The sequence below is a fragment of the Streptomyces sp. NBC_01275 genome, assembly GCF_026340655.1.
GTDB lineage: Bacteria > Actinomycetota > Actinomycetes > Streptomycetales > Streptomycetaceae > Streptomyces.
Map to the genome: position 1 here is coordinate 8,467,013 of NZ_JAPEOZ010000001.1, position 23,541 is coordinate 8,490,553.

At 71.9% G+C, this 23,541-nt stretch carries 23 protein-coding genes; 17 read left to right on the forward strand and 6 right to left on the reverse strand.

Annotated features, from left to right (window positions below; translation table 11 throughout):
- Nucleotides 1-72: 72 nt before the first annotated feature.
- A complete protein-coding gene (locus OG562_RS37205; protein ID WP_266405922.1) occupies nt 73-486 on the reverse strand; it encodes a cupin domain-containing protein in 414 nt (137 codons plus the stop codon).
- Nucleotides 487-699: 213 nt separating this feature from the next.
- Between OG562_RS37205 and OG562_RS37210 the strand changes: the two genes are divergently transcribed.
- From OG562_RS37210 to OG562_RS37265, 12 genes are all read left to right on the forward strand, one after another.
- Entirely contained in the window at nt 700-1,257 is a 558-nt protein-coding gene (locus OG562_RS37210; RefSeq protein WP_266405923.1) for a carboxymuconolactone decarboxylase family protein, read from the forward strand.
- Between the two features lie 8 nt (nt 1,258-1,265).
- On the forward strand, nt 1,266-2,813 hold the full coding sequence (locus OG562_RS37215; RefSeq protein ID WP_266405925.1) for a sugar ABC transporter ATP-binding protein: 1,548 nt from the start codon (nt 1,266-1,268) through the stop codon (nt 2,811-2,813).
- Nucleotides 2,810-3,835, forward strand: a complete 1,026-nt coding sequence (locus tag OG562_RS37220; RefSeq protein WP_266405927.1) for an ABC transporter permease — start codon at nt 2,810-2,812, stop codon at nt 3,833-3,835. The genes OG562_RS37215 and OG562_RS37220 overlap by 4 nt, the downstream gene beginning before the upstream one ends.
- Nucleotides 3,836-3,908: 73 nt before the next feature.
- Nucleotides 3,909-4,856, forward strand: coding sequence for a sugar ABC transporter substrate-binding protein (locus OG562_RS37225; RefSeq protein WP_266405929.1), 948 nt, complete (start codon nt 3,909-3,911; stop codon nt 4,854-4,856).
- Nucleotides 4,857-4,950: 94 nt separating this feature from the next.
- A complete protein-coding gene (locus OG562_RS37230) occupies nt 4,951-5,859 on the forward strand; it encodes a LysR family transcriptional regulator (protein WP_266405931.1) in 909 nt (302 codons plus the stop codon).
- 177 nt (nt 5,860-6,036) lie between these two features.
- Nucleotides 6,037-6,957, forward strand: a complete 921-nt coding sequence (locus OG562_RS37235; RefSeq protein ID WP_266405932.1) for a VOC family protein — start codon at nt 6,037-6,039, stop codon at nt 6,955-6,957.
- A 90-nt stretch (nt 6,958-7,047) separates the two neighbouring features.
- Nucleotides 7,048-8,496 (forward strand): NAD-dependent succinate-semialdehyde dehydrogenase, encoded by a 1,449-nt coding sequence (locus OG562_RS37240; protein WP_266405934.1) that lies wholly within the window; start codon nt 7,048-7,050, stop codon nt 8,494-8,496.
- Nucleotides 8,493-9,308 (forward strand): fumarylacetoacetate hydrolase family protein, encoded by an 816-nt coding sequence (locus OG562_RS37245; protein WP_266405935.1) that lies wholly within the window; start codon nt 8,493-8,495, stop codon nt 9,306-9,308. The genes OG562_RS37240 and OG562_RS37245 overlap by 4 nt, the downstream gene beginning before the upstream one ends.
- Nucleotides 9,305-9,676, forward strand: coding sequence for a VOC family protein (locus OG562_RS37250; protein WP_266405937.1), 372 nt, complete (start codon nt 9,305-9,307; stop codon nt 9,674-9,676). Before OG562_RS37245 ends, OG562_RS37250 begins: the two co-directional genes overlap by 4 nt.
- A 26-nt stretch (nt 9,677-9,702) precedes the next feature.
- Nucleotides 9,703-10,506, forward strand: coding sequence for an alpha/beta fold hydrolase (locus OG562_RS37255; RefSeq protein ID WP_266405939.1), 804 nt, complete (start codon nt 9,703-9,705; stop codon nt 10,504-10,506).
- Nucleotides 10,503-10,979, forward strand: a complete 477-nt coding sequence (locus OG562_RS37260) for a heme-binding protein (RefSeq protein ID WP_266405941.1) — start codon at nt 10,503-10,505, stop codon at nt 10,977-10,979. Before OG562_RS37255 ends, OG562_RS37260 begins: the two co-directional genes overlap by 4 nt.
- Nucleotides 10,980-10,982: 3 nt before the next feature.
- Nucleotides 10,983-12,011 (forward strand): methionine synthase II (cobalamin-independent)-like protein, encoded by a 1,029-nt coding sequence (locus OG562_RS37265; protein WP_266405943.1) that lies wholly within the window; start codon nt 10,983-10,985, stop codon nt 12,009-12,011.
- A 41-nt stretch (nt 12,012-12,052) separates the two neighbouring features.
- Here OG562_RS37265 and OG562_RS37270 read toward each other — a convergent pair whose 3' ends face one another.
- The gene (locus OG562_RS37270) at nt 12,053-12,340 is read right to left on the reverse strand and encodes a putative quinol monooxygenase (protein ID WP_266405945.1); all 288 of its coding nucleotides are present in this window, start codon (nt 12,338-12,340) and stop codon (nt 12,053-12,055) included.
- 184 nt (nt 12,341-12,524) lie between these two features.
- Between OG562_RS37270 and OG562_RS37275 the strand changes: the two genes are divergently transcribed.
- The 5 genes from OG562_RS37275 to OG562_RS37295 all read left to right on the forward strand — a co-directional run bounded on the left by OG562_RS37275 (nt 12,525) and on the right by OG562_RS37295 (nt 19,236).
- A complete protein-coding gene (locus OG562_RS37275; protein ID WP_266405947.1) occupies nt 12,525-13,973 on the forward strand; it encodes an aldehyde dehydrogenase in 1,449 nt (482 codons plus the stop codon).
- Nucleotides 13,974-14,044: 71 nt separating this feature from the next.
- Nucleotides 14,045-15,253: an L-2-hydroxyglutarate oxidase gene (gene lhgO / locus OG562_RS37280; RefSeq protein ID WP_266405948.1), complete on the forward strand. Its 1,209-nt coding sequence runs from the start codon at nt 14,045-14,047 to the stop codon at nt 15,251-15,253.
- A 177-nt stretch (nt 15,254-15,430) separates the two neighbouring features.
- Complete coding sequence (locus OG562_RS37285; RefSeq protein ID WP_266405950.1) at nt 15,431-16,291, forward strand: amidohydrolase; 861 nt, start codon at nt 15,431-15,433, stop codon at nt 16,289-16,291.
- A 13-nt stretch (nt 16,292-16,304) separates the two neighbouring features.
- Nucleotides 16,305-18,062, forward strand: a complete 1,758-nt coding sequence (locus OG562_RS37290; RefSeq protein ID WP_266405952.1) for a thiamine pyrophosphate-dependent enzyme — start codon at nt 16,305-16,307, stop codon at nt 18,060-18,062.
- A 91-nt stretch (nt 18,063-18,153) separates the two neighbouring features.
- On the forward strand, nt 18,154-19,236 hold the full coding sequence (locus OG562_RS37295) for an Ldh family oxidoreductase (protein ID WP_266405954.1): 1,083 nt from the start codon (nt 18,154-18,156) through the stop codon (nt 19,234-19,236).
- Nucleotides 19,237-19,281: 45 nt separating this feature from the next.
- Here the strand turns inward: OG562_RS37295 and OG562_RS37300 are convergent, their stop codons facing one another.
- The 4 genes from OG562_RS37300 to OG562_RS37315 form a co-directional block, all read right to left on the reverse strand.
- Entirely contained in the window at nt 19,282-20,238 is a 957-nt protein-coding gene (locus OG562_RS37300) for an alpha/beta hydrolase (protein ID WP_266405956.1), read from the reverse strand.
- 185 nt (nt 20,239-20,423) lie between these two features.
- Nucleotides 20,424-21,461, reverse strand: a complete 1,038-nt coding sequence (locus OG562_RS37305) for a class I SAM-dependent methyltransferase (protein WP_266409724.1) — start codon at nt 21,459-21,461, stop codon at nt 20,424-20,426.
- Nucleotides 21,462-21,550: 89 nt separating this feature from the next.
- Nucleotides 21,551-22,729, reverse strand: coding sequence for a glycosyltransferase (locus OG562_RS37310; protein ID WP_266405958.1), 1,179 nt, complete (start codon nt 22,727-22,729; stop codon nt 21,551-21,553).
- Complete coding sequence (locus tag OG562_RS37315) at nt 22,726-23,541, reverse strand: alpha/beta fold hydrolase (RefSeq protein ID WP_266405960.1); 816 nt, start codon at nt 23,539-23,541, stop codon at nt 22,726-22,728. The genes OG562_RS37310 and OG562_RS37315 overlap by 4 nt, the downstream gene beginning before the upstream one ends.

Sequence of the window (23,541 nt, forward strand, 5' to 3'; positions counted from 1 at the left end):
TGGACGCCCTACTCGGTCGCGCCGCGCGCAGTCCTGCCGTGCTCAGTCGTGCCGTGCTCACTTGTGCCGTGCTCAGTCGTCCGAGCCCATCTGGTCCTCCGCCGACAGGTGTTCCACCGTTTTGCCGGTCTCGGTGAACGTGCGGGTGACATGGCCCGAGGAGTACACCCACAGGATCCGCAGCGGGCGGTCGCCGATGTTGCGGAACAGGTGGGGGATCGGGGAGGGGATGTACGTGGTGTCGAACTGCTCCAGCTTCGTCACCTCGCCGTCGACCCAGACCTCCGCCTCGCCGTCGAGGACCGTCACGTGCTCGTCGCAGTTGTGCGAGTGCAGCGGGGCTCCGGAGCCGACGGGGTAGACGCTCATGCCGCTGGTGATGCGGTTCTCCCCGTGCGCCGAGGGCGTGGTGATCAACGGCGTCGTCACGACGGCCCCGCCGCGGTCCAGCAGCGGCACCGACGCGACTTTGATGATGGTGGTCATGTCGGACGACGTTAGGCCGCCGCCCGGCGAATGGGGGGCCTCCGGCATGCAGTTTTACGTTGCGCTCCGAGGTGGGTGAGCTTCTCGGACCCGGCTGTACCTTCACCTGCACCGCACGGCTTGACGATCCGTGTTCGTAGTGCGCCGGAAAGAAGCCGGAAAGAAAAGGCAGGTATCGGCCAGATGAGGCTCCCCGTTCTCAGCGAAGAGGAAATGGATGCGCGGCAGCAGGAGCTGGCCGCCCGGATCGCCGGCCGCCGAGGCGCGGTGCGCGGTCCCTTCCGGGTCTGGCTGCACAGCCCGGAGATGTGCGAGCGGGCCGAGTCCCTCGGCGCCTTCGCCCGGTTCGACTGCAGTCTGCCCGAGCATCTGCGCGAGCTGACCCTGCTCATGGCCGCCCGCAACTGGGACGCGCAGTACTCGTGGAACGCCCATGTGCGCCAGGCCGTCGAGGCCGGCGTCCCCGAGGCCGCCGTGAAGGCCATCGCCGAGAAGCGCGAGGCGGTCTTCGACAACGCGGCGGACCAGGCGTTCTACCAGTTCTGCCGGGAGATCCTCGACGAGCACTTCGTCACCGACGCCACCTTCGCCGCCGCCCTGGACCACTTCGGCTCCAGGGGCCTGGTGGACACCATCGGCGCGCTCGGCAACTTCACGATGCTCGGCATGTGCCTGAACACCTTCCAGGTGGACCTCCAGGCCGACAGGGAGCCCCCGTTCCCGGACGTCCGCGGCTACGGACGCGTGGCCCCCGACGGCGACCGGCCGTGAGCCCGGCCATGCCCGCGACCCCGACTCCGGTCCCGGCTCCGGCACCGGGCCCGGCCCCGACCCCGGCCCCGATCCCGGTCATGCGCGTCCGGGGCGTCACCAAGAGCTTCGGCGGGGCGGCCGCGCTCAAAGGCGTCGACCTCGATCTGTACCCCGGGGAGATCCACGCCCTGATGGGCATGAACGGCGCCGGCAAGTCGACCCTCGTGCAGGTGCTGTCCGGGGTCCACCAGGCCGACGGCGGCACGATCGAGGTCGACGGACAGGAGCGGCACGGGCTGACCGTGCGAGCGGCCCGCAGGCTCGGCGTCTCGTCGGTGCCCCAGCGCCGGGAGCTGGCGCAGGGCCTCACCGTGGCCGAGAACATCCTGCTCGGCGATCTGCCCACACGGGGCGGGGCCGTGCGGTGGAAGGCCGTCAGACAGGAGGCCCGCCAGGCGCTCGCCGCCCTCGGCATCGCCGTCGACGTGGAGCGCACCGCCGGTTCGCTCACCGTCGCCGAGCAGACCATGGTCGAGGTGGCCCGCGAGGTCCGTCGCGGCGGCCGGATCCTGATCCTGGACGAGCCGACCGCCTGTCTCAGCGCGGAGTCCGCCCACCAGATCCGCGCCCTGGTGCGCACCCTGCGGGACGAGGGCGTCGCCGTCGTCTACATCTCGCACTACATCGACGAGGTCATGGCCGTCGCCGACCGGCTCACCGTGCTGCGCGACGGTGCGGTCGTGACGAGCGCGCCCGCCGCCGCCCTGGACCACGCCGGACTCGTGCGCGCCATGGTCGGCCGGGACGTCGTCTCCACCCGCCCCGAACGCCTCGCGCCCAAGCCGGAAGTCGGCCTCTCCGTCCAGGGGTTGAGCCACGGCCGGGCCATCCGGGACTTCACCGTCGAGGTGCGCAAGGGCGAGATCGTCGCCGTCCTCGGGCCCGCCGGCGACGCCCAGTCCCGCCTGTTCGACCTGCTGTCGGGACGGCAGCGCCCGGACGCCGGCCAACTCCACGTCGAGGGACGGGCGGTGCCCCTCGGCCGGGTCCACGCCTCGCTCGCCAGCGGTCTGCGCTGCGTCACCGGCGACCGCCGCGCCCTCGGCCTCGTCCCCGAACTCTCCCTGGACGAGAACCTGATGCTCGCCGGCGACCGCTTCGCCCGCCGCCGACTGCACCGACGCGGTCGACTCGCCCGCCGGGCCGCCCCCTTGCGCCACAGCTACGGCGTGAAGGCGCTGGCCGGGAACCCGCCGGTGAGCGCGCTCTCAGGCGGCAACCAGCAGAAGGTGCTGCTCGGCAAGTGGCTGGAGACCTCGCCGGCCGCCTGCTTCCTGGAAGACCCCACCAACGGCGTGGACATCGCGGCCATGGCCGACATCCACACCCTGCTCGACGACCTCGCCTCCCGGGGCGTGGCCGTCCTGCTCGCCTCCTCCTCCGCCGAGGAGGTCATGCGCCTGGCCGACCGGGTCGTCGTGGTGAGCGCCGGCCGCACGGTCGCCGAGCACGACGTCACCGCCATCACCCGCGACGAACTCGTCGCCACGGCCCTCGGAGGACAACCGCAGTGAGCGTCAAGACACTTACCGATGCCCCCGGCGTCTGCGACGACCCGCCCGAGCGGCCCACGTCCCGGTATTCCCTGGGCAGGTTGCGCGACGTCCCGCACGCCGGCCTGATCGCCGTGCTCGTCCTCGTGACCGTCTTCACCGCCGCGCAGAGCGAGACGTTCGCCACCGACCGCAACATCGTCAACATCCTGAGCCAGGTGAGCGTCAACGCCGTACTCGCCGCGGGGCTCACGCTGTTGATGACCGCGGGCGGCATGGACTTCTCCATGGGCAGCAACGTCGCCGTCACCGCCGCCGTCTCGGCGAAACTCCTGGCCGACGGCCGGCCCACGCTGTACGCCGTCGCTGTCGCGCTGCTGCTCGGCACGGCCATCGGCCTGGTCAACGGCCTGGTGGTGACCTTCACCCACGTGGCCCCCTTCGTGGTGACGCTGGCCTCGGCCACCCTGCTCGACGGCGTCGCGCTCCTGGTGCACGACGGCTCCACGATCTCCATCGGCACCCGGATGTTCGCCCTCGGCAACGACAAGGTCCTCGGCGTGCCGTATCTGCTGATCGTCGCCGTCCTGGTGCTGGCGGCGACGGGCCTGGCCATGCGGTTCACGGTGTTCGGCCGCGACGCCTTCGCGATCGGCGGCAACGAGCACGTCGCCCGGCTCAGCGGCATCGACGTCACCGCCCGCAAGCTCACCCTGTACGGCCTCACCGGCACCCTCTCCGGACTCGCCGGCCTGATGCTGCTGTCCCGGCTGGGCTCCTCCAGCCCCGGCGGCACCGCAGGGCTCTCGCTGCAACTGGCCGTCGTCGCCGCGGTGGTGATCGGCGGGACCTCGCTGGCCGGCGGCCACGGCACGGTCATCGGCACCGCCCTCGGCCTGGTGCTGCTCGGCGTGGTGGCCAACGCCCTGAACCTTCTGGACTTCTCCAGCAACTACCAGCCGGTCTCCGTCGGCGCGGTGCTGCTCGTGGCGGCCGTCGCCAACGAGATGCACAAGTCCCGCTCGGGCGCGTCCCGCCACTGACCTCGCTCCTCGCCCACCCGGCTTCTCGCCCACCCCTGTCTTCTGCACTCCCGTACCTGAAAGGCGGTCCACCATGCGACTTCCCGTCCGTTCGCGCAGAGCGCTGTACGCCACCGTCACCGGCTGCGCCCTGGTGCTGACCGGCTGCGGCAACGACGACGCCGGCGGCTCCGACAGCGTCTCCCTAGGCTTCGTCAACGGCGGCGACACCAACTTCCACAGCTGTCTGCTGAAGGCCGTCGAGGGCCGGGCGAAGACGGAGGGGGCGAAGCTCTACACGGCCAACTCCCACCAGAACGCCGGGACCGAGCTGTCCAACATCGAGGACATGATCTCCCGCGACGTGAGCGCGCTGATCGTGCAGACGGTGAACGTCGACTCCCTCAAGGGCGACATCGCCAAGGCCAAGGCCGCGGGGATACCGATCTACCTGACCTCGGTGTCGACCAGCGACGTCGACGACATCCTCGGCGCGGCCGTCGTCGACCTCAAGAAGGTCGGCAGCCTCGACGCCGGCTGGGTGGCGAAGGACGCGGGGACGAAGAAGGTCCAGGTCGGCATCGTCGCCGGCGCTCCCGGCGCTGCCTCGGACCTGCTCGTGGGCGGCTTCCAGGACGCCCTTCCGGCCACCGCCGAGGTGGTCGCCGACCAGCCGGGCATGTTCAACCCGGCGAAGGCCCAGGACGTGGCGGAGAACATGATCCAGGCCCATCCCGACCTGGACTACGCGTTCGTCGCCAACGAGGAGATGGCGTTCGCGGTGCGCAAGGCGTTCGACGCGGCCGGCGCCGACGACGTCAAGATCGTCACCGCGAACGGCACCGACGAGGGGCTGGCCGCCGTCAAGAGCGGCGCGTTCTCGGCCACCGTGGCGAACTCGGCGAAGACGATCGGCGAGACGGCCGTACAGAACGCCGTCGGACTCCTGGACGAGAAGAAGGTTGACAAGATTGCCAACATTCCTCTTCTGTTGGTGACCGAGGACAACCTGAGCGAGGCCCCCCAGTACTGCCCGAAGTAAGGGACCTGGGGCGACCGGGCCGGCCGGGCTGTTCCGAGCCGCATGAACGCTCCCGCTCTCGACGCCGCGGGCGGGGGCCGCAAACGGAGGAAACATGGACCGCTTGCTGCTGATGCACAGCTTCGTCACTGTCGCTCAGGCCGGAAGCTTCAACGGAGCCGCCAAGAAACTGGGCTCCTCCGGGTCACTGGTGTCACGGCACGTGGCCGAGCTGGAACGACAGGTGGGGGTCCGCCTGGTCAACCGCACCGCCCGCTCGGTGAGCCTCACGGAGCCGGGACAGCGCTACGCGGAGTTCGCCGCCCGCATCCTCGACGAGATCGAGGCCCAGGACGCGGCGCTCGCCGACTCGCACGACCGCGCGGAGGGCACGCTCAGCATCATCTGTCCGAAATGGATAGGCAGCCTGGACCTGGGCGACGCGATCGCCGCCTTTTCCGCGGCCCATCCGAAAATCCAGGTCCGTTTCGAACTCGGCGGGATGTCCGACCGCACCTACGATTTCCTGGACAGCGGATTCGACGTCGCCTTCCACACCAGGGATCTACGGGACTCCAGCGTCCGCCTGAAGAAGATCTCCTCCCTGCCGTTCGTGCTGTGCGCCTCGGAGGGCTACATCAAGCGCCAGGGCGCCCTCGCGCACCCCAACGACATCGCCGGCCACGACTGCCTGGTGCACGTCAACGACCCGGTCTGGCGCATCGGCCACGGCCACGCCAGCACCCTGCACAAGATCCGCAACATCGCCTTCTCGTCCAACTCCTACCTGGCCCTGCAGAAGGCCGCCGTGCACGGCCGGGGCATCGCCCTCCTCCCCCAGCGACCGGCCTACGACGACCTCGTCTCCGGCGCCCTTCAGGTGCTGCTGCCGGAGCTCGCCGTACCCGACCGTCCGCTGTACGCGATCTACGGGCCCGGGCAGGACACCCCGCGCAAGATCAGCGTGTTCCTGGACTTCCTCTCCGACTGGTTCTCGCAGAACCCGATTCCCGCGATCCGGTAGACGCGCGATCGGGTTGACGCGCAATCCGGGAGATGCGCAATCCGGGAGACGCGCCATTCGAAAGGTGCGCCCTCCGGTGGGCGCAACAAAGGGTTGCGCGTTCCGTAGAGCTCGGGCCATTGAGGCTCCGGCCACCTCAAACCTACGCTCACCAGGCGACCCGGAAACGAGGAATCCATGGGAATCCAGAGAATCGAATCGGTCACCTACGGCATCGACGACCTCGACGCATGCGTCCGGTTCTTCGACGACTTCGGTCTGTTCCTCGTTGAGCGGACCGACGAGCACGCCGTGTTCGAGACGCTCACCGGGCAGACGCTGCATCTGGACACCGACCCCGGCCCCCTGCTCCCCCCGGCGGTGGAGACCGGACCCACCCTGCGGGAGGTCGTCTGGGGCGTCGACACCCGCGAGGAGCTGGAGCGCCTGGCCGCGGCCGCCGGCCGGGACCGGGAGGTGCGCGAGAGCGCCGACGGCGTCCTGCACACCGTCGACCTCAGCGGCTTCGGCGTGGGCCTCGCCCTCGCCCGGCCCAGGAAGGTCGCCGTGACGCCCCGCCCCGCCAACGCGCTGGGCGGCGTCAACCGCTGGAACACCCCGCTGGAGCCGCTCACGCGCGCGTACCCGCTGCGGATGTGCCATGTGGCGCTGAACATAGCGAAGGCCGGCAAGGACGAGGCCGTCGCCTTCTACACCGACGTCCTCGGCTTCCGCCCGACCGACGTAGTGGAGCCGATGGGCGTCTTCATGCGGGCCCCGGGCGACGAGGACCAGCACACGATGCTGCTGTGCCACCGCCCCGACCGGGTGAGCGTCAACCACGTCGCCTACGAGGTCCCCGGCTTCGACGACGTCATCGAGGGCGGCAACTTCATGATCGAGAAGGGCTGGCGGGAGGCCCGCAGACTCGGCCGCCACACCGTCGGCTCGAACGTCTTCCGCTTCCTGCACGCCCCCTGCGGGGGCCGCGTCGAGTACGCCGCCGACATGGACCGCGTCGACGACACCTTCGAGACCCGCGTCCACGAGACCACCCCGCCGCACCACATCTGGGCGCTGCGCACCAACCGCGACCAGGACGCGGCCTCCGCCTCCTGAGCCCAGCCCCCGTGACGTTCTGCCCAGCCCTTGTGGCGTTCCGCCCAGCCCTTGTGACGTTCTGACCGACCCCTGAGAGGGCACCCACCCATGACCACCGACCACGGCTACCCCGCCGTCCGCCTGCACATCGCGGGCGAGTGGCGCCAGGGCGGCACCGGACGGACCGCCCCGATCGTGAACCCGGCCACCGAGGAGGTGATCGGAGAAGTACCCCTGGCCACCCCCGCCGACCTGGACCGCGCGCTCGCCGCCGCAGCGGAGGGCTTCAAGACATGGCGCGCGACGCCCGTGGCGCGGCGCACCGCGATCCTGCACGCCGCCGCCGACCTGCTCACCGAGCGCGCCGCCGAGGTCGGGCGGATCATGACCCTGGAGCAGGGCAAGCCCCTCACGGAGGCCGCCGGCGAGGCCCGCCGGGTCGCCGACACCCTGCGCTGGCACATCGAGGACGCCCGCCGCGCCTACGGCCGCATCATCCCCTCCGCGCCCGGCACCGTCCTCACCGTGCGCCGCGAACCGGTCGGGCCCGTCGCCGCCTTCGTCCCGTGGAACTTCCCGGCGGGCGGGCCGATGCGCAAGATCTCCTCCGCGCTCTCCGCCGGCTGCTCGATCGTCATCAAGGCCTCGGAGGAGACCCCGGCCACGGCCATGGAGCTGGTCCGCTGCTTCGTCGACGCCGGGCTCCCGGCCGGGGTGCTCAACCTCGTCTTCGGCGAGCCCGCCGAGGTCTCCGCCCACCTGATCGCCTCCCCGGTGATCCGCCTGGTCGCCTTCACCGGCTCGGTCCCGGTCGGCAAGCTCCTGGCCGCCCGGGCCGGGGAGGTCATGAAACCGTCCCTGATGGAGCTGGGCGGCCACGCCCCGGTGATCGTCTGCGCGGACGCCGACCCGGTGCAGGCCGCCCGCAAGGCCGCCCAGGCCAAGTTCGTCAACGCCGGACAGGTCTGCACCTCGCCCAGCCGCTTCCTCGTCCACGAGAGCCTCGTAGAGGAGTTCACCGCCGAGTTCGTGAAGGCGGCGGAGGCGGTGGTCGTCGGCGACGGTCTGGAACCGGGCACCACCATGGGCCCCCTCGCCAACGAGCGCCGCCTGAAGTCCCTGGAACGGCTCACCGCCGACGCCGTCGCCCGCGGCGCGAAGGTCCTCACCGGCGGCGAACGCCCGGACCGGCCCGGCTACTTCTTCGCGCCGACGGTCCTCACCGACGTACCCGAGGACGCCGAGCTGCTGCACGAGGAGCCGTTCGGGCCGATCGCGCCGATCGTGCCCTTCAGCGACCTCGACGAGGCCCTGGCCACCGCCAACGCCCTGCCGTACGGTCTCGCCGCCTACGGCTTCACCGCCTCCGCGGCGACCGCCGAGAAGCTCGCCGGCGAGCTGGAGGCCGGCATCCTCTCCCTCAACCACTGCGGCGGCTCCGTCCACGAGGCCCCCTCCGGCGGCGTCAAGGACAGCGGCTACGGCCGTGAGGGCGGCCCCGAGGCGCTGGACGCCTACCTGGTCACCAAGCGCGTCTCCCACCTGCTGGCGCCATGAGGTACGCGCGAGTCTCGGTCGGCGGCCGGCCGTTGTGGGGCCGCGTGGGGGAGGAGGCCGTCGAACTGCTGTCGGGCTCGCCGTTGGAGGCCACGTGGCGGCAGCCGCAGAGCGACAGCGGTCCCGAGGTCATCGGCACCGTCCAGCGCGACACCGCCGTCTGGCTCCCGCCGGTGATCCCGCCCGTCTTCTACGCCGTCGGCATGAACTACCCGCGCCACATCGAGCACGCGGCCCGCGTCGGCGACACCGCCGCCGTCCTGCCGGACCGACCCGAGGTCGGCTACCGCGCCAACAACGCGCTCACCGGCCATCTCTCACCGATCGTCAAACCGGTCGAGGTGGTGGGCCGCTTCGAGGCCGAGCCCGAACTCGTCGCCGTCATCGGCCGTACGATCCGCCGCGCCACCTACGAAGACGCCCGCGCGTCCGTCTTCGGCTGGACCATCGGCAACGACGTCAGCGCCCGCACCTGGCAGCACCAGGACCGCTCGTTCTGGCGCAGCAAGAACAGCGACACCTTCAAGCCCATGGGCCCGTGGATCGAGACCGATGTCGACGCGCTCGCCCAGACGACCACGCTCCGCGTCAACGGCGAGGAACGGGCCTCGTTCCCCACCGGCGACATGGTGTTCGACCCCTTCGACCACATCGTCGAGCTCACCCGGCACAACACCCTGCACCCCGGGGACGTGCTGTGGATGGGCGCCGAGTCGGCCTGCCAGATCGAGCCCGGGGACACCGTGGAGGTCGAGATCGGCGGCATCGGCGTGCTGTCCAACCCCGTTCACCTCGAAGGGAATCCGTCATGAGCAACGCACCCCGCTACATCCACCACGTCAACTTCCCGACCACGGACCCCGACCGCACCGCCGAGTGGTACACGAAGGTCTTCGGCATGAAGCGGATCATGCCCAAGTCCAACACCCGCGTGGTGCTGATGACCCGGGGCGACTTCGACCTGCACTTCACCCCGGTCGAGGAGATGGAACGCATGGCGCCCTACCACTTCGCCGTCGAGGTCGACGACTGGGACGACTTCCTCGCCCACCTCAAGGAGCTGGGCATCCGCCACACCCGGCCCGTCCAACGGCCCGAGAACCAGTCGAAGTTCTGCTACATCCACGACCCCGACCACACCATGATCGAGCTCGTCTACCACGCCAAGCGCCCCAACTGATCGTCACCGCTTAGGAGTTCTTTCCCATGCCTTTCGCCGACTCCGACGGCACCTCCCTCTACTACGAGCGCCACGGCAGCGGTCCGGCGATCCTGTTCGTGCACGGCAGCGGCGGCCACCACGCCGCCTGGTGGCAGCAGGTCGCCGCGCTGCGCGAGCAGTTCACCGTGGTCACCCTCGACCTGCGCGGCTTCGGCAAGTCCGGCGCACCCATCCCTGCGCACTCGTCCAGGCCGGAGTTCGACGGCCAGGACTTCCCGGGCGACGTCGTCGCCGTCCTCGACCAGGAGGACCTCACCGACGTCATGCTGGTCGGCCAGTCCATCGGCTCCGTCGCCGCCCTGCGGGCCGGCCTGCTGCGCCCCGAGCGGGTCTCCTCGGTCGTCCTCGGCCACTCCCTGGGCGGCGTCAGCCACCCGGAACTGAAGGAGCTGGCCGCCGCCGACCGCGCCGAGGCCGTCAAACTCCCGGTCATCGACCGCCTGTTGACCAAGCCGTTCCAGCAGGAGCGCGCAGACCTCACCTTCCTGTTCCAGCAGATGGGCACCTTCAACGTCGCCCGGATGCAGGACCTGCGCAACCTCGACACCAACGGCCCCTCCCTGGAGGAGATCGAGGCCTCGGGCGTCACGGTCGCCTTCCTGGCGGGCGAGAAGGACGCCGTGCTCAGCGTGCAGACCGTCACCCGCGCCCACGAACTGCTGCCCGGCTCGCACCTGGAGATCGTCCCGGGCGCCCCGCACTCCATGTACTGGGAGACGCCCCAGGCCTACAACGAGGCCGTCGCCCGTCTGCGTCGCACTCTCACCGCCCAGAAGGAAGCAGCATGAGCAACATCAGCCTCGACGCGGCCGAGGAGATCATCGCCGCCGCCCACCAGCGCGCCCAGGCGGTCGGCAAGGCGGTGAGCGTGGCCGTGGTGGACTCCGGCGGCTTCGTCGTCGCGATCCGCCGCCCGGACGGGGCCCGCCCCCTCACCCCGGACATCGCCCGCGCCAAGGCCTACACCGCGGCCGTCATGCAGCGGCCCGGCAAGATGCTGAAGAAGTGGCAGGAGAGCCAGCCCGTCTTCTTCGCCCAGCTCTCCCAACTCCCCGGCGCCGCTTGGCCGATCATGGCCACCGAGGGCAGCGTCACCATCAAGAGGGACGGCGAGATCATCGGCGGTCTCGGCATCGCCGGCGGCACCGCCGAGGAGGACCAGGCAATCGCCGACGAGGTCCTCGCCTCCCTCGGCTACGAGCTGGAGTTCGCCGCCTGGGGCGTCGCCGGCGGGCCGGCCGGGCCCGGAAAGGACGTGTGACCCATGGCGGACACCTTCAACTACCGCATCGACCACCACGGCAGCCTGGTCCGCCCCGCCGAGCTCACCGCCGCCCGCGCGGCCGGCGACCCGGAGGCGCTGCGGGCGGCGCAGCTGCGGGCGGTCGAGGAGGCCGTCGTCCTCCAGCGCAGGCTGCGCTCCACCGTCGTCACCGACGGCGACCTCCCGCGGGAGGACTTCCGCAGCGCCGTCCTCGCCGGCGTCTGCGGTTTCCGGCGCACCGAGGAGGTGGGCGAGGACGGCCTGGTGCGCTGGGTCGCCGAGTCGCTCCCCAAGGCCGGCGGCCCCCTGCTCGCGGACTGGGCCGCCCGGCTCGCCGAGCTGACGGTGATCGCGCCGAAGGCGTCGCTGCCGTCCCCGGCGTACCTCGCCGCGACCACCTTCCGGCCGGGCCTCGGCCCGTCCTCGGCCCGTGAGCTCGGTGAAGCCCTCGCCGAGATCGTCCGGGCGGAGATCGCGCTGCTGGTGTCCAGGGGCGTCCGGCTGATCCAGCTGAACAACCCGCTCCTGCTGGGCCAGTTGGCCACCGACCCGGCCGACCCGGGCGCGCTCTCCTTCGAGGACGCGCTCGCCGTCGAGGCCCTGGCCGTACGGCTCGACGAGCGTCCCGAGGGGGTGCGCATAGGAGTCGCCCCCGGCTGGGCCGCCCCGGCGGCGGTGGACCGGGCGCGGGCCGAGCAGTTGTACGGGGCCGTCCCGGCCGACCGCTGGATCCTGCCGTTCGACCAGGGCGCCGACGCCGAGCTGGACCTCGTCAGGGCGCTGCCGGAGGACCGGGACGTCTGCCTGGGCGTGGTCGACGCGACCGTGCCCGAGCTGGAGGACGTCGACACGGTGATGGCCCGGATCGACGCGGTCGGCGAGTTCAAGGACCTGGAGGACGCGGCCGTGTCGCCGTCCCGGGGCTTCGCCGACGTGGCGAGCCGGCCGCTGCTGAACGCGGAGGAACAGCGCCGCAAGTTTGTCCTGGTGGAGACCGTCGCCCGCTACTGCTGGGGCAACGAGTTCTGACAGCCGCCGGGCAACTCCCTTGAGTTGCCCGGCAGTTCGCTCTACAGCACCTCTGCGAACGTCACCGTCCGGTCCGTCAGCAGCGGCCACACCGCAGCCACGATCAGCTCCTGGAAGTGCTCGGCCGCCTTGTGCGCGTCGAATCCGGCCCGGTCGGCGTACCGCTCGTAGAGCAGGAAGCCGCCCGCCTCGTCCGCCACGGAGTGCACCTCGTACGCCTCGTTCGCGGGCTCGGCGCGGGTGTGCTCGCGTACCTCGAGCAGCGCGGCGCGCACGGTGGCCTCGTCGGCGGGCTCGCAGCGGTAGTGGGCGACGACTGCATAGGCCATGTGTCTCTCCTCGGGTCGGTCCGGCCCGGCGATTCCAGCATGGATCATGCCCGCGCCCACCCGCGCGCGGCGCAACCAATGCCTGCCGCCACGGGGCTGGTGGCACCGCCCCGACATGGTGTGTCGTCGCAGTCCGCACAGTGGCAGTCCGCACCCTGGCCGACAAAGGAAGTGACCCCTTTACATGCGTACCGTGGAAACCCTCGTGGGCGGGGAGTGGGCGGCGAGCGCCGAATGGATCGACGTCCTCGACCCCGCCGACGTCCGCACCCCGTTCGCCCGCGTCCCGGCCCTCACGGCCAAGGACGTGACCCGGGCCTTCGACCACGCCGAGCGCGCCTTCGCCGTCTGGAAGCGCACCAGCCCCTTCGAGCGGGCCCGGATCTTCACCGACGCGGCGCGTCTGCTCCGCGAGCGGGTCGAGGCGATCGCCGCCGACGTCACCGCCGAGAACGGCAAGACCCTCACCGAGGCGACCGGCGAGACCCTCAAGGCCGCCGACTTCCTGGAGTACTACGCCGGTCTCGCCCGCCAGGGCTACGGCACCCTTCTGCACGACGTACGGCCGCACCACCGTACGCACACCCAGCGCGAGCCGATCGGCGTGATCCTGGTGATCAGCCCGTGGAACGACCCGCTGATCACCCCCGCCCGCAAGCTCGCCCCGCTGCTCGCGGCCGGCAACGCGGCCGTGTTCAAGCCGGCCACCGAGACCCCGGTGTCCGGCCTGCACTTCGCGCGGGCCCTGCACGACGCGGGCCTGCCGGCCGGGGTCCTCAACGTGGTGACCGGCCGTACGGCAGAGATCGAGGAGGCGCTCCTGGACGACCCGCGGATCGTCGGCGTCACCTTCACCGGCTCCAACGCCGTCGGCAACCGCATCCGGCGTCGCCTCGCCGACCGAAACGTCCGCTTCCAGGGCGAGCTGGGCGGCAAGAACGCCTCCGTCGTCCTGCGGGACGCCGATCTGCCGGCCGCGGCGAAGGCCGTCGTGGCCGCCTCGTTCGGCCAGGCGGGTCAGCGCTGCACCGCCACCAGCCGGGTGATCGTCGAGCGGCCGGTGTACGAGGAGTTCACCCGGCTGCTGGTCGCCGAGGTCGAGACGCTGAAGGTCGGCCCGGGCAGCGACCCGGCGACCACCCTGTGCCCGCTCTCCAGCCCCCGGCAGCGCGACAGCGTGCTGGCCGATCTCGCACAGGCCGTCGAGCAGGGGGCCGTCGTCCTCACCGGCGGCCGGGCCGACGTCGAGGGCGAGCGCGCCCACGGCTGCTATGTGCTGCCGACCGTGCTCGGGGACGTCACCCCCGAGACGGCTCTGTGGCGCGAGGAGGTGTTCGGGCCGGTCCTCGCCCTGCGCGCGGTCGACGGCTTCGACGCGGCCGTCGAGGCCGTCAACGACTCCGCCTTCGGTCTGGCCGCCGCCGTCTTCACCCGCGACCTCGCCGCCGCGTACCGTTTCGCCGACGAGGCCGAGTGCGGGCAGGTCGCCGTCAACACGACCACCACCGGGTGGGACGTCCATCTGCCGTTCGGCGGGTTCCGCGACTCGGGAACCGCCTACAAGGAGCAGGGCGAGGAAGTCCTGCGGTTCTCCACGCGGGTCAAGACGGTCGCCGTGCACTTCGGTGGCTGAAGACATGAGAAGAGCCCGCAGAGAACGCCGAGCCGGCGGAGAATGCAGAGAACGCCGAGAGGAGCCCGCCGATGGCTGAGGAGACGATCGGCGTCGTGGGCGCGGGCATCGTGGGTCTGGCCACGGCCCGCGAGATCGCCCTGAGCCGCCCCGGCGCCCGGGTCGTGGTCTTCGAGAAGGAGCAGGAGGTCTCGCTCCACCAGACCGGCCACAACTCGGGCGTCGTCCACGCCGGCATCTATTACAAGCCCGGCAGCCTCAAGGCCGACCTGACGGTCCGGGGCGTGTCCCTGTTGCGGGAGTACTGCCAGGACCGCGCGCTGCCGTACCGCGAGATCGGCAAACTGGTCGTCGCGGTCCGCGAGGACGAGCTGGGCCGGATGGAGAACCTCTACGAACGGGCCAGGAACAACCACGTGCCCGACCTGAGGAGGATCTCCCGGGACGAGATCCGGGAGCTCGAGCCGCACGCCGGCGGCATCGCGGCCCTGCACTCCCCGCGCACCGCGATCACCGACTACCCGGCGATCGCCCGCGCCTTCGCCCAGGACGTCCTCGACGCCGGCGGCGAGGTGCGACTCGGCTTCCCGGTCACCGGCGTCACCGACCTGCCCGGCGGCATCGAGGTCGTCTCCCGGCAGGAGAGGGTCCGCGTGGACCGGCTGATCCTGTGCGCGGGGCTTCAGTCCGACGCCGTGGCCAGGCTCGCGCAGGACGGGCGGGAGCCGCGGATCGTCCCGTTCCGGGGCGAGTACATGCTGCTCAGGCCGGAGAAGAGGGACCTCGTGCGCGGCCTGGTCTATCCGGTGCCGGACCCGCGCTATCCCTTCCTCGGCGTCCACTTCACCCCGCGCGTCGACGGCTCGGTGGAGGTCGGCCCCAACGCGGTCCTCGCCCTGGCCAGGGAGGGCTACACCCGGACCAGGATCTCCCCACGGGACCTCCTCGGCCTCGCCGCCTACCCCGGGGTCTGGAGGATGGCGGCCCAGCACTGGCGTACCGGCGTCAAGGAGTACCGCGGCTCCTTCTCCGCGGCCGCCTTCATGAAGGACGCCAAGCTGTACGTCCCCGCGGTCGGCGTCCGGGACGTCGTGCGCGGCGGCGCGGGCGTGCGGGCCCAGGCCCTGGACCGGGACGGCGCCCTCGTGGACGACTTCCGCATCCATCAGGTGGGCCGCGTCACCGCCGTCCGCAACGCGCCGTCGCCGGCCGCGACGGCCTCCATGGCGATCGCCGAACACATCGCCGACGCGGTGTTCAAGCACCCTTCCGCAAGCTGAAAGTGCCCTCTGTACAGGGCACTTTCACGCAACAACAGCTTGCGCTCCCAGAGGCTCCGCAAGGCCTTTCCGCCCGCCTAGCGTTCCCTCCACAAGGCCCGTCGCCTTCTTCTGCCTTGTTCGGCCTTGTCCTGCCGAGAGTCTGCCGAGAGTCTGCCGAGAGAAAGAAGCACCAGCATGTTCGTCGTCGACACGCAGATCCACATCTGGCTGGAAGAGACCCCTGACCGCCCCTGGGTTCCCGGCGCCCGGGAGCGGATCCGCCTCAACGGCCACCGCGAGGACCCCTTCTCCTACGAGGAGGCCCTGGAGCTGATGGACGAGGCGGGCGTCAACCGTGCGCTGATCCTGCCGCCGTCCTGGGAGGGCGACCGCATCGACTACGCCCTTCAGGCCTGCGAGGCGCACCCCGACCGCTTCGGCATCATGGCCCGCATCCCGCAGAACAAGCCCGAAGAGGGCAAGGCGATGCTCGCGGACTTCGCGCAGAACCCGCACGTCAAGGGTACGCGGCTGACCTTCCACCGGCCCCAGGACCGCAACTGGATGATCGACGGCACCAACGACTGGTACTGGCCGGTCGCCGAGGAACTGCGCATCCCGACGATGGTCCACGCCCCGATCTGGAAGCGTGAGCTCGGCGAGATCGCCGCCAAGCACCCCGAGCTGAAGATCATCATCGACCACATGGGCATCATGGCCCGCTGCGTCGACGACGCGATCGGCTACTGGGTCGCGGAGACCGCCGACCTCGCCGCCCACCCGAACATCTACGTCAAGGTCTCGGCGCTCCCGGGCTACTCGACCCAGCCGTTCCCGAACAACAACATCCAGAAGTACGTGCGCGAGATGGTCGACAAGATGGGCCCGCAGCGCTGCTTCTACGGCACCGACATCACCCGCCTGCTGGGCCACGGCATCACCTACACCGACACCATCGAACAGTTCACCAAGCACTGGGACTTCACGCCCGAGGAGCTGGAGTGGATCATGGGCCGCGGTATCTCCGAGGTCCTGAACTGGCCGATCGAGGGCTGAGGACACACCAGAGATGACGGACAGCAACGACAACGGCCCGGGCGCCGACGACCGTGACGGCGGTGACGGCGGTGACGGCCGCGACGGCGGGGATGCCTTCGTGTCCGCCTTCAACGCCGTCGGCGCGGACTACCTCTTCTGCTCCTCGGGGTCCGAATGGGCCCCGGTGTGGGAGTCCCTGGCCCGGCGCCACCGCGACGGAGAGCCGGCCCCGGCGTATCTGGACCTGACCCACGAGACCGTCGCCGTCGGCATGGCCACCGGCTACGGCCTCGTCAGGCGCCGGCCCCAGGGCGTCCTCCTGCACGCGGCCCCCGGTCTGCTCCAGGGCTCGATGGCGGTGCACGGCGCGCTGCTCGCGGGCGTGCCCATGGTGGTCGCCTCCTCGGAGTCGACCACCTACGGTGACGCCCCCGGGCACGACCCGGGCGGCCAGTGGTACCGCAACCTGTCGATCGTGGGCGGCCCGCACGGCATCGCCCAGCCGTTCACCAAGTGGTCGACCGAGGCGGCCGGCGTGCACACGCTGCCGACGATGATCACCCGGGCGGCGGAACTGTCCTGGCGCGCCCCGGCCGGACCGGCCTATCTGAACATCCCCCTGGAGACCCTCCTGGCGGACTGGGACGGCCGGGAGGCCAAGCCGATCGTCGCGCCGGGCTCCACGCACAGCTCGCCCGAGGAGGTCGACCCGGTCGCGCAGCTGATCCGGGAGGCGACGAACCCCGTGATCGTCACGGAGACGGCGGGGCGCGAGGCGGGCGGCTTCGAGGCCCTGGTCGCCTTCGCCGAGGCGTGGGACATCCCCGTGGTCGAGCCGGACTCGGCGGTGTGCGGCAACTTCCCGCGCACCCATCCGCTGCACGCCGGCAGCGACATCGGCCCGTGGATGGACACCGCGGACCTGATCCTCCTCGTCAACTGCCGCGCCCCCTTCTACCCGCCGTCGCGCCGCCCGTCCAAGGCGCGGGTCGTCGTCATCGACGAGGTGCCGCAGCGCCCGCACGTCGTCTACCAAGTGCTGTTCGCCGACCGGTACTTGGAGGGAAACGTCGCCAACACCCTGCGCCAGCTGGCCAAGCGGGCGAAGGACCTCGACGAGGCGGCCGTCGCCGAACGCCGGGCGGCCCAGGAGGCCCGGTTCGCCGCGGAGCAGACCGGGCTCGCCCAGGCCGAGACCAAGGCCCGCGAGGTTCGACAGGCCGCGGGCGTCGACCCGGTGCTGGTCGCCGCCGCCCTGCGCGCGCTGCTCGACGGCCGGGACGGCATCGTCGTCGACGAGACCATCACCCACAGCCGCGTCGTCAAGCGCCATCTGCCCACCGCCGACCCCGACTCGTACTTCTACGTCCAGGGCGGCCTCGGCCAGGGCATCGCCGTCGCGCTCGGCGTCAAACTCGCCGCGCGGGAGAGGCCGGTGGTCCTCACCATCGGCGACGGCGCGTTCGCCTACAACCCGGTCATCCCGTCGTACGACGCCGGCAAGGCGTACGAACTCCCGGTGCTGATCGTGGTGTTCAACAACCGGGTCTACAAGTCGATGAACCTCAACCACCGCAGGTTCTACCCCGAGGGAGCGGCCGCCGAGACCGGCGAGTGGCTCGGCACCGATCTGCACCGGCTGCCCCGACTGGCCCAGTTCGCCGAGCCGTTCGGGATGCACACCGAGACCGTCGACACGGCCGAGGCGCTGGCGCCCGCCCTCGACCGCGCCCTCAAGGCCGTGACGGAGGGCACCACCGCCGTCGTCGACGTCCTCGTCACCCGCTGAATCACCCGCACAGTCATCCGCTGAACACCCGCCGAGTCACCCGCCGAGTCACTCGCCGAGCCATCCGCTGAACCAGGAGGCACCCGCCACCATGTCCGACACACCCACCCCCAAGCCGGGCAAGGTGCTCGTCCCCGCAGCCGACCTGCGCACCTTCTCCGCGGCCCTCCTCGAGAAGGGCGGCCTCAGCGCCGAGCACGCCCGCACCACCGCCGACGTGTTCGTCTGGGCGGCGCTGCGCGGCGTCGACTCGCACGGCATCGCCCGGGTCCCCGCCTACCTGGACCTGCTGGACAAGGGCGTCGCCAACGCCGACGCCCACCTCACCGTCGAGTCCACCACCCCGGCCGCCGCCGTCCTGGACGCCGACCGCGCCCCCGGCCCGGTGGCCCTCAGCGCCGCCGCCGACGAGGCGGTGACCCGGGCCAGGACGACCGGCGTCGCCGCGGTGGGCGTGCGCCGCACGGTGCACACCGGCGCCATCGGCTACTACGTGTCGCGGATCGCCGAACAGGGCCTGGTCGGCATCGGCTTCGTCGCCGGAATGCCCAACATGGGCTACACGGGCGTCAAGGGCGCGGCCGTCGCCACCAGCCCGCTCGCCATCGCCGTACCGACCGCAGCCACCTCCGCTCACGCCCCGCTGCTGCTCGACATGGCCACCGCCACCATCGCCCTCGGCAAGATCCGCCAGGCGAAGGCCGGCGGCGCCCCGCTGCCCGAGGGCGCGGCGGCCACCGCGGACGGCACCCCGACCACCGACCCGGAACTGGCGGTCATGCCAATGCCGTTGGGCGGGGCCAAGGGCTCCGGCATGTCCCTCGCCTTCGAGGTGCTGACCAGCGTGCTCGTCGGCGCGCCGATCTTCGCCGCGTTCCACTCGGACGACCCGGCGGGCCGGGGGCACCGGCAGAACGCGCTGCTCATCGCCGTCGACCCGGCCGCCTTCGGGGGCGTGGACGCCTTCGCCGAGGCCGTCGACGCCACGCTGGACACGCTCAAGGGCCTGCCCGCGGCGGACGACGCGGAGGGCGTCTTCTACCCCGGCGAGCGCAGCGCGGCGGTGGCCGTCGGCCGGGGGGAGAAGGGCGTTCCGGTGGCGCCGAAGGTGTGGCGCGAGCTGACCGAGCGCGCCGAGAAGCTGGGCGTCGCCCTGCCGGAAGCCGCTGGATAGGGGACAGCGGCTTCCCCGGGGCGGCGACGGGGTCGCCCGCACCTCTCACGGGGCGTCGGGCGCCCCGGCGTCGGCCGTCGCCTTCCTGATGTGACGGGCGATCAGGGCGTAGGTGACACGGGCCCGTTCGTCGTCCTTGGTGTCGTAGCCGTGGTCGGCTCCGACGACGTCGTGGTGCTCGACGAGGGCGCCGACCGCGGCCAGCCGCTCGGCGTAGCGCGTCGCCTCGTTGCGGAGCAGGTCGTACTCGGCCGTGATCACCAGTGCCGGGGCGATGCCCGTCAGATCGGTGGTGTCGGCGGCGCCGGCGGGCGACACGAGCGGGTGGGCGCGCTCGCTCTTGTCCGGGACGTACGACGTGTCGAACATGTCGCCCATCCAGGGCCGCAGCATGGGCTTGGCGACGGCCGCCTTCTTGTCCTTGGCACTGGTCGAGAGGTCCAGCGGCGGATAGTGCAGCACCTGGAGGGCGATCGACGGGCCGCCCTGCTCCAGGGCCTGGCGGGCCACGGCGGCGGTCAGCCCGCCGCCCGCGCTCTGTCCGCCCACGGTGAGCCTGTCGCCGTCCCAGCCGTGCTCCGCGCCGTGCTCGGCGACCCAGCGCACGACCTCGAAGGCCTGCGTCGGCGGGGCCGGGAACGGGTGCTGCGGGGCGACGACGTACTTCACGTTGACGACGACCACCCCCGCCTCGGCGGCGAGGAACCGGCACAGCGCGTCGTCGATCTCCGGCGCCGAGATGACGTAGCCGCCGCCGTGGAAGTTGACGTGGACGGGCGCGGGCGTCGGCGTCCCGGCCGGGGGCGCGTGGACGGTGACCGGCGCCGGGGCGACGGAGGTCGGCACCGTCAGCTCGCGCACCTCACGCGGGTACTCCGGGAGACGGGACTGCCAGGCGGTCGTCGAGCCGGGGCCGTCGGACCTGCGGCTCGCCAGTCGGGTGAGCCCCTGCATCGTCTTGGCGGCACGGGCGGCCACCGCCGGTCTGGCCAGGAGGGACATGCGGCTTCCGTTCGTCGGGCGACACCATCAATCGCCAGGAATCCTGATGATGGATACTGGCGCGAAGCTAGCACGAAGGCCCCCGTCCGCGCACCCGTGGATCCTCCGCCCGGCCAGTCGCGCGGCCCTGCGGCCGATCAGCCGCGCAGCCTTCCGGCCGGCCGGCCGCAGAGCCCTCCGGCCGGTCAGTCCCGTCGCGCCACGATCCGGTACGCGTTCGACACGCCCAGTCGGTGGGACAGCGGCCGGACCGCGAACCGGTCGAGCAGCGTCCCCGCGATCAGCGCAGGGATCCCGGCGATCAGCAGCGCCGCGCGCAGGACGCGGCGCAGCGCGTTCGGCGGCTCGGGCAGCCACGGCGCGTCGTCGCGCGGTGCCGCGTGGTCCAGCGCCAGCCATACGGCGGCCAGCAGGTCCACCGGGTCGTGCGGCTCGGCGTGCTGCTCGTCCACGACGGTGAAGCCCAGGTCCGTCAGGCGTCGGCACAGATTGGCCACCGGCACGAAGTGCAGGTGCTGCGGCTGGAGCCAGGGCAGCCAGAAGCGGCCCAGAAGCCGGGCGTAGCGGCTCTCGGGGTCCGGCACCTCGATCAGCAGATGCCCGCCGGGCCGTACCGTCTCCCGGGCGGCGCGCAGCTCACGGTCGGGGTCGGTGCTGTGCTCCAGGTAGTGGAACATGCTCACCACGTCGTAGCGGGCGGCGAGTTCGGGCGCCAGGTCGGGGAAGCTGCCCCGGTAGCCGTGCTCCACCCGGCCCTCCCGCTCGGCGAGTTCGACGCCGTCGGTGAAGTCCAGTCCGTCGAACGTCGTCCCGGGCAGGACCTCGCTCGCGGCCGCGCAGAAGTGACCGTGCCCGGTGCCGACGTCCAGCCAGGTCTTCGGCTCGGGATCGTGCGGCAGCATCGACTCGGCCCGGCCCCGGTACATCGCCGTACGCCCGCCGAAGGTGTCGCCGAGCTTCTTCTCGCCCAGCCCGTCGTAGAAGTCCCGGTAGTAGAACTCCAGCCCCTCCGCGCTGAGTCGGGGATTCTGGAAGGTGTGTCCGCACCCCTCGCAGCGGTCCAGGGCGAAGCGGCCCGGCTTGTGCTGGAGCAGGTCCGTGGTGCGCAGCCGCGCGGTCAGCTCGTCCGAGCCGCACCAGGGGCAGCTGGTGCGCCGGGGCTCGAAGAAGCGGTCCAGGCCGGCGGCGATGTCCGCCTGGTAGGCGGGACGCAGCGCGGCGATCCGCTCGGCGGCCGACGCCGACGCCGACGCCGGGACCGCGGTCGGCTCGGTCTCTTCGCGTGCGGTCTCGTCGCGCTCGGTCTTCTCGCTCATCTGAACTCCCTGGCCAGCTCGTCGAGATGGGCCGCGGCGGCGGGGGCCCCGCCCGCGGCGCGGAACGCCGTACGGATCCGGTCCGCCGAGGCGCGGTACCCGGGCTCGTCCAGCACCGAGTCGAGCGCGGCGCCCAGCTTCTGCGCGGTGACCCGGCCGAACCGCACCCGCACCCCGGCCCCCGCGTCCACGACCTGCCCGGCCACCACCGGCTGGTCGTCGCGGATCGGGGCCACCACGAGGGGCGACCCGTGCCACAGCGCCTCGCACACCGTGTTGTGCCCGCCATGGCACACCACTGCGCCGACCCCCCTTTCCAGCAGGGCGAGTTGCGGCACGTGCGGCACGATCAACACGTCCTTGTCCTCGCCCCGCGCCTCCGGTCCCGTCGCCTCCAGCGTGCCGCCGGGGTCGACGAGCACCGCCTGCACCCGGTCGGCCCGTTCGCGCAGCGCACTGCGGCACACGTCGAGGAAGCGGCCGCCGACGTCGGCGTTGGCGGTGCCGAGCGTGACCAGCACGGTGGTCCGGCCTGCGTCGAGCCACTCCCACGGGAAGCCGGAGGCGGCCGGGCGGGCGTCGATCGACGGGCCGACCCAGCGGACCCCCGCGGCGGAACCCGCCAACTCCGGTGCGCTGAAAGCGAGTACGAGATGCGGCGAGAACCGGGGGTCGGCGTCGCCCGCCGGGTCCCCGACGGCCGCCCGCAGCCGGGCAAGCCGCTCCTCAAGCCACTCCCGCACCTTGGGCAGTCCGGCCAGCGGGTCGGTGAACTCGGCCGACGTGGTCGCCGAGGTCGCCCACGGCAGGCCCAGCCGCTCGGCGACCAGCGCGCCGGCGAAGGCCTGCTGGTCGGCGACCACGACATCCGGCCGGAACTCCTCGACGGCCGCCCGCACGCCCGGCGCCATCGCCTCCGCCAACGGCAGCAGATACCACTCCCAGAGGAACTTCAGCGCCTCCGGACCGCGCAGGTCGGCGGGCCGCTCGCCCTGCGGAGCCCCGGCGCACCCGAACACCGCCCCGGCGTCCGGCCCCGCGAGCCGCCGGACCAGCCCAGGATCGGGGCACGCCCATGCCGTCGTGTGGCCCCGCGCGGCGAGTCCGGCGGCGACGCCGACCGTCGGGTTGATGTGCCCGACCAACGGCGGGACCACGAACAGGAACCGGCTCACCGGGCCGCCTCCGCCCCCACCCGCCGGGCCCCGTCGATGAGCGACAGGATCTGACCGCCCACCGTCCCCGAGGCCTCCACCAGCACCGAGTGCTCATGCCCCGGGATCACCACGGTCCGGCAGTCCGGGAGCGTCGACTCCAACCACGGCGCCAGCTCGGCGAGGTCGGAGTCGCCGCCGTACACCCCGAGCACCGGGCAGCGCACCGCCCGGATCTGATCCTCCGTCAGTATCCGGCTGGCCGGGATGTCCCGGCCCAGGGTGGTCTCGCGGGCGAGGCGGGCCGCGCCCTTGGCCAGCCGGGCGGTGTTGTGGCCGCGGTTCGCCGTGATCCAGGCGATCGCGTCGGACTCGTTGTGCGCGAGCTGGGTCACCACCCGGTCCAGGATCCCGCCCAGTTTCACCGCCCAGGCGGCGGTGGCCGGTTCGGACTCGATCAGGGAGACGCTGGCCGCACGCTCCGGGCGGCGGGCCGCGTAGCCGAACGCGACCGTGCCGCCGTAGGAGTTGCCGACCAGGTGCACCGGGCCGGTCACCGCCAGCCGGTCGAGCAGCGCCTCCAGGTCGTCGACGTTGTCGTCCAACGTGTAGCCGTCGGCGGGGCGTTCGCTGCGGCCGTGGCCGCGCAGGTCGTACATGACGACGTCGAGGCCGGCCGCCGCGAACGCGGGCGCGACGGTGAAGTAGTAGCTGGCCAGACTGTCGGTGAGCAGACCGTGCACCAGCACCACGGTGGCGGTGGCCGGCCGGCCCTGGCGGGGGCCGATCCGCTGTACGTGCAACCGGACGGCGCCGGTGTCGACCATCGCCAT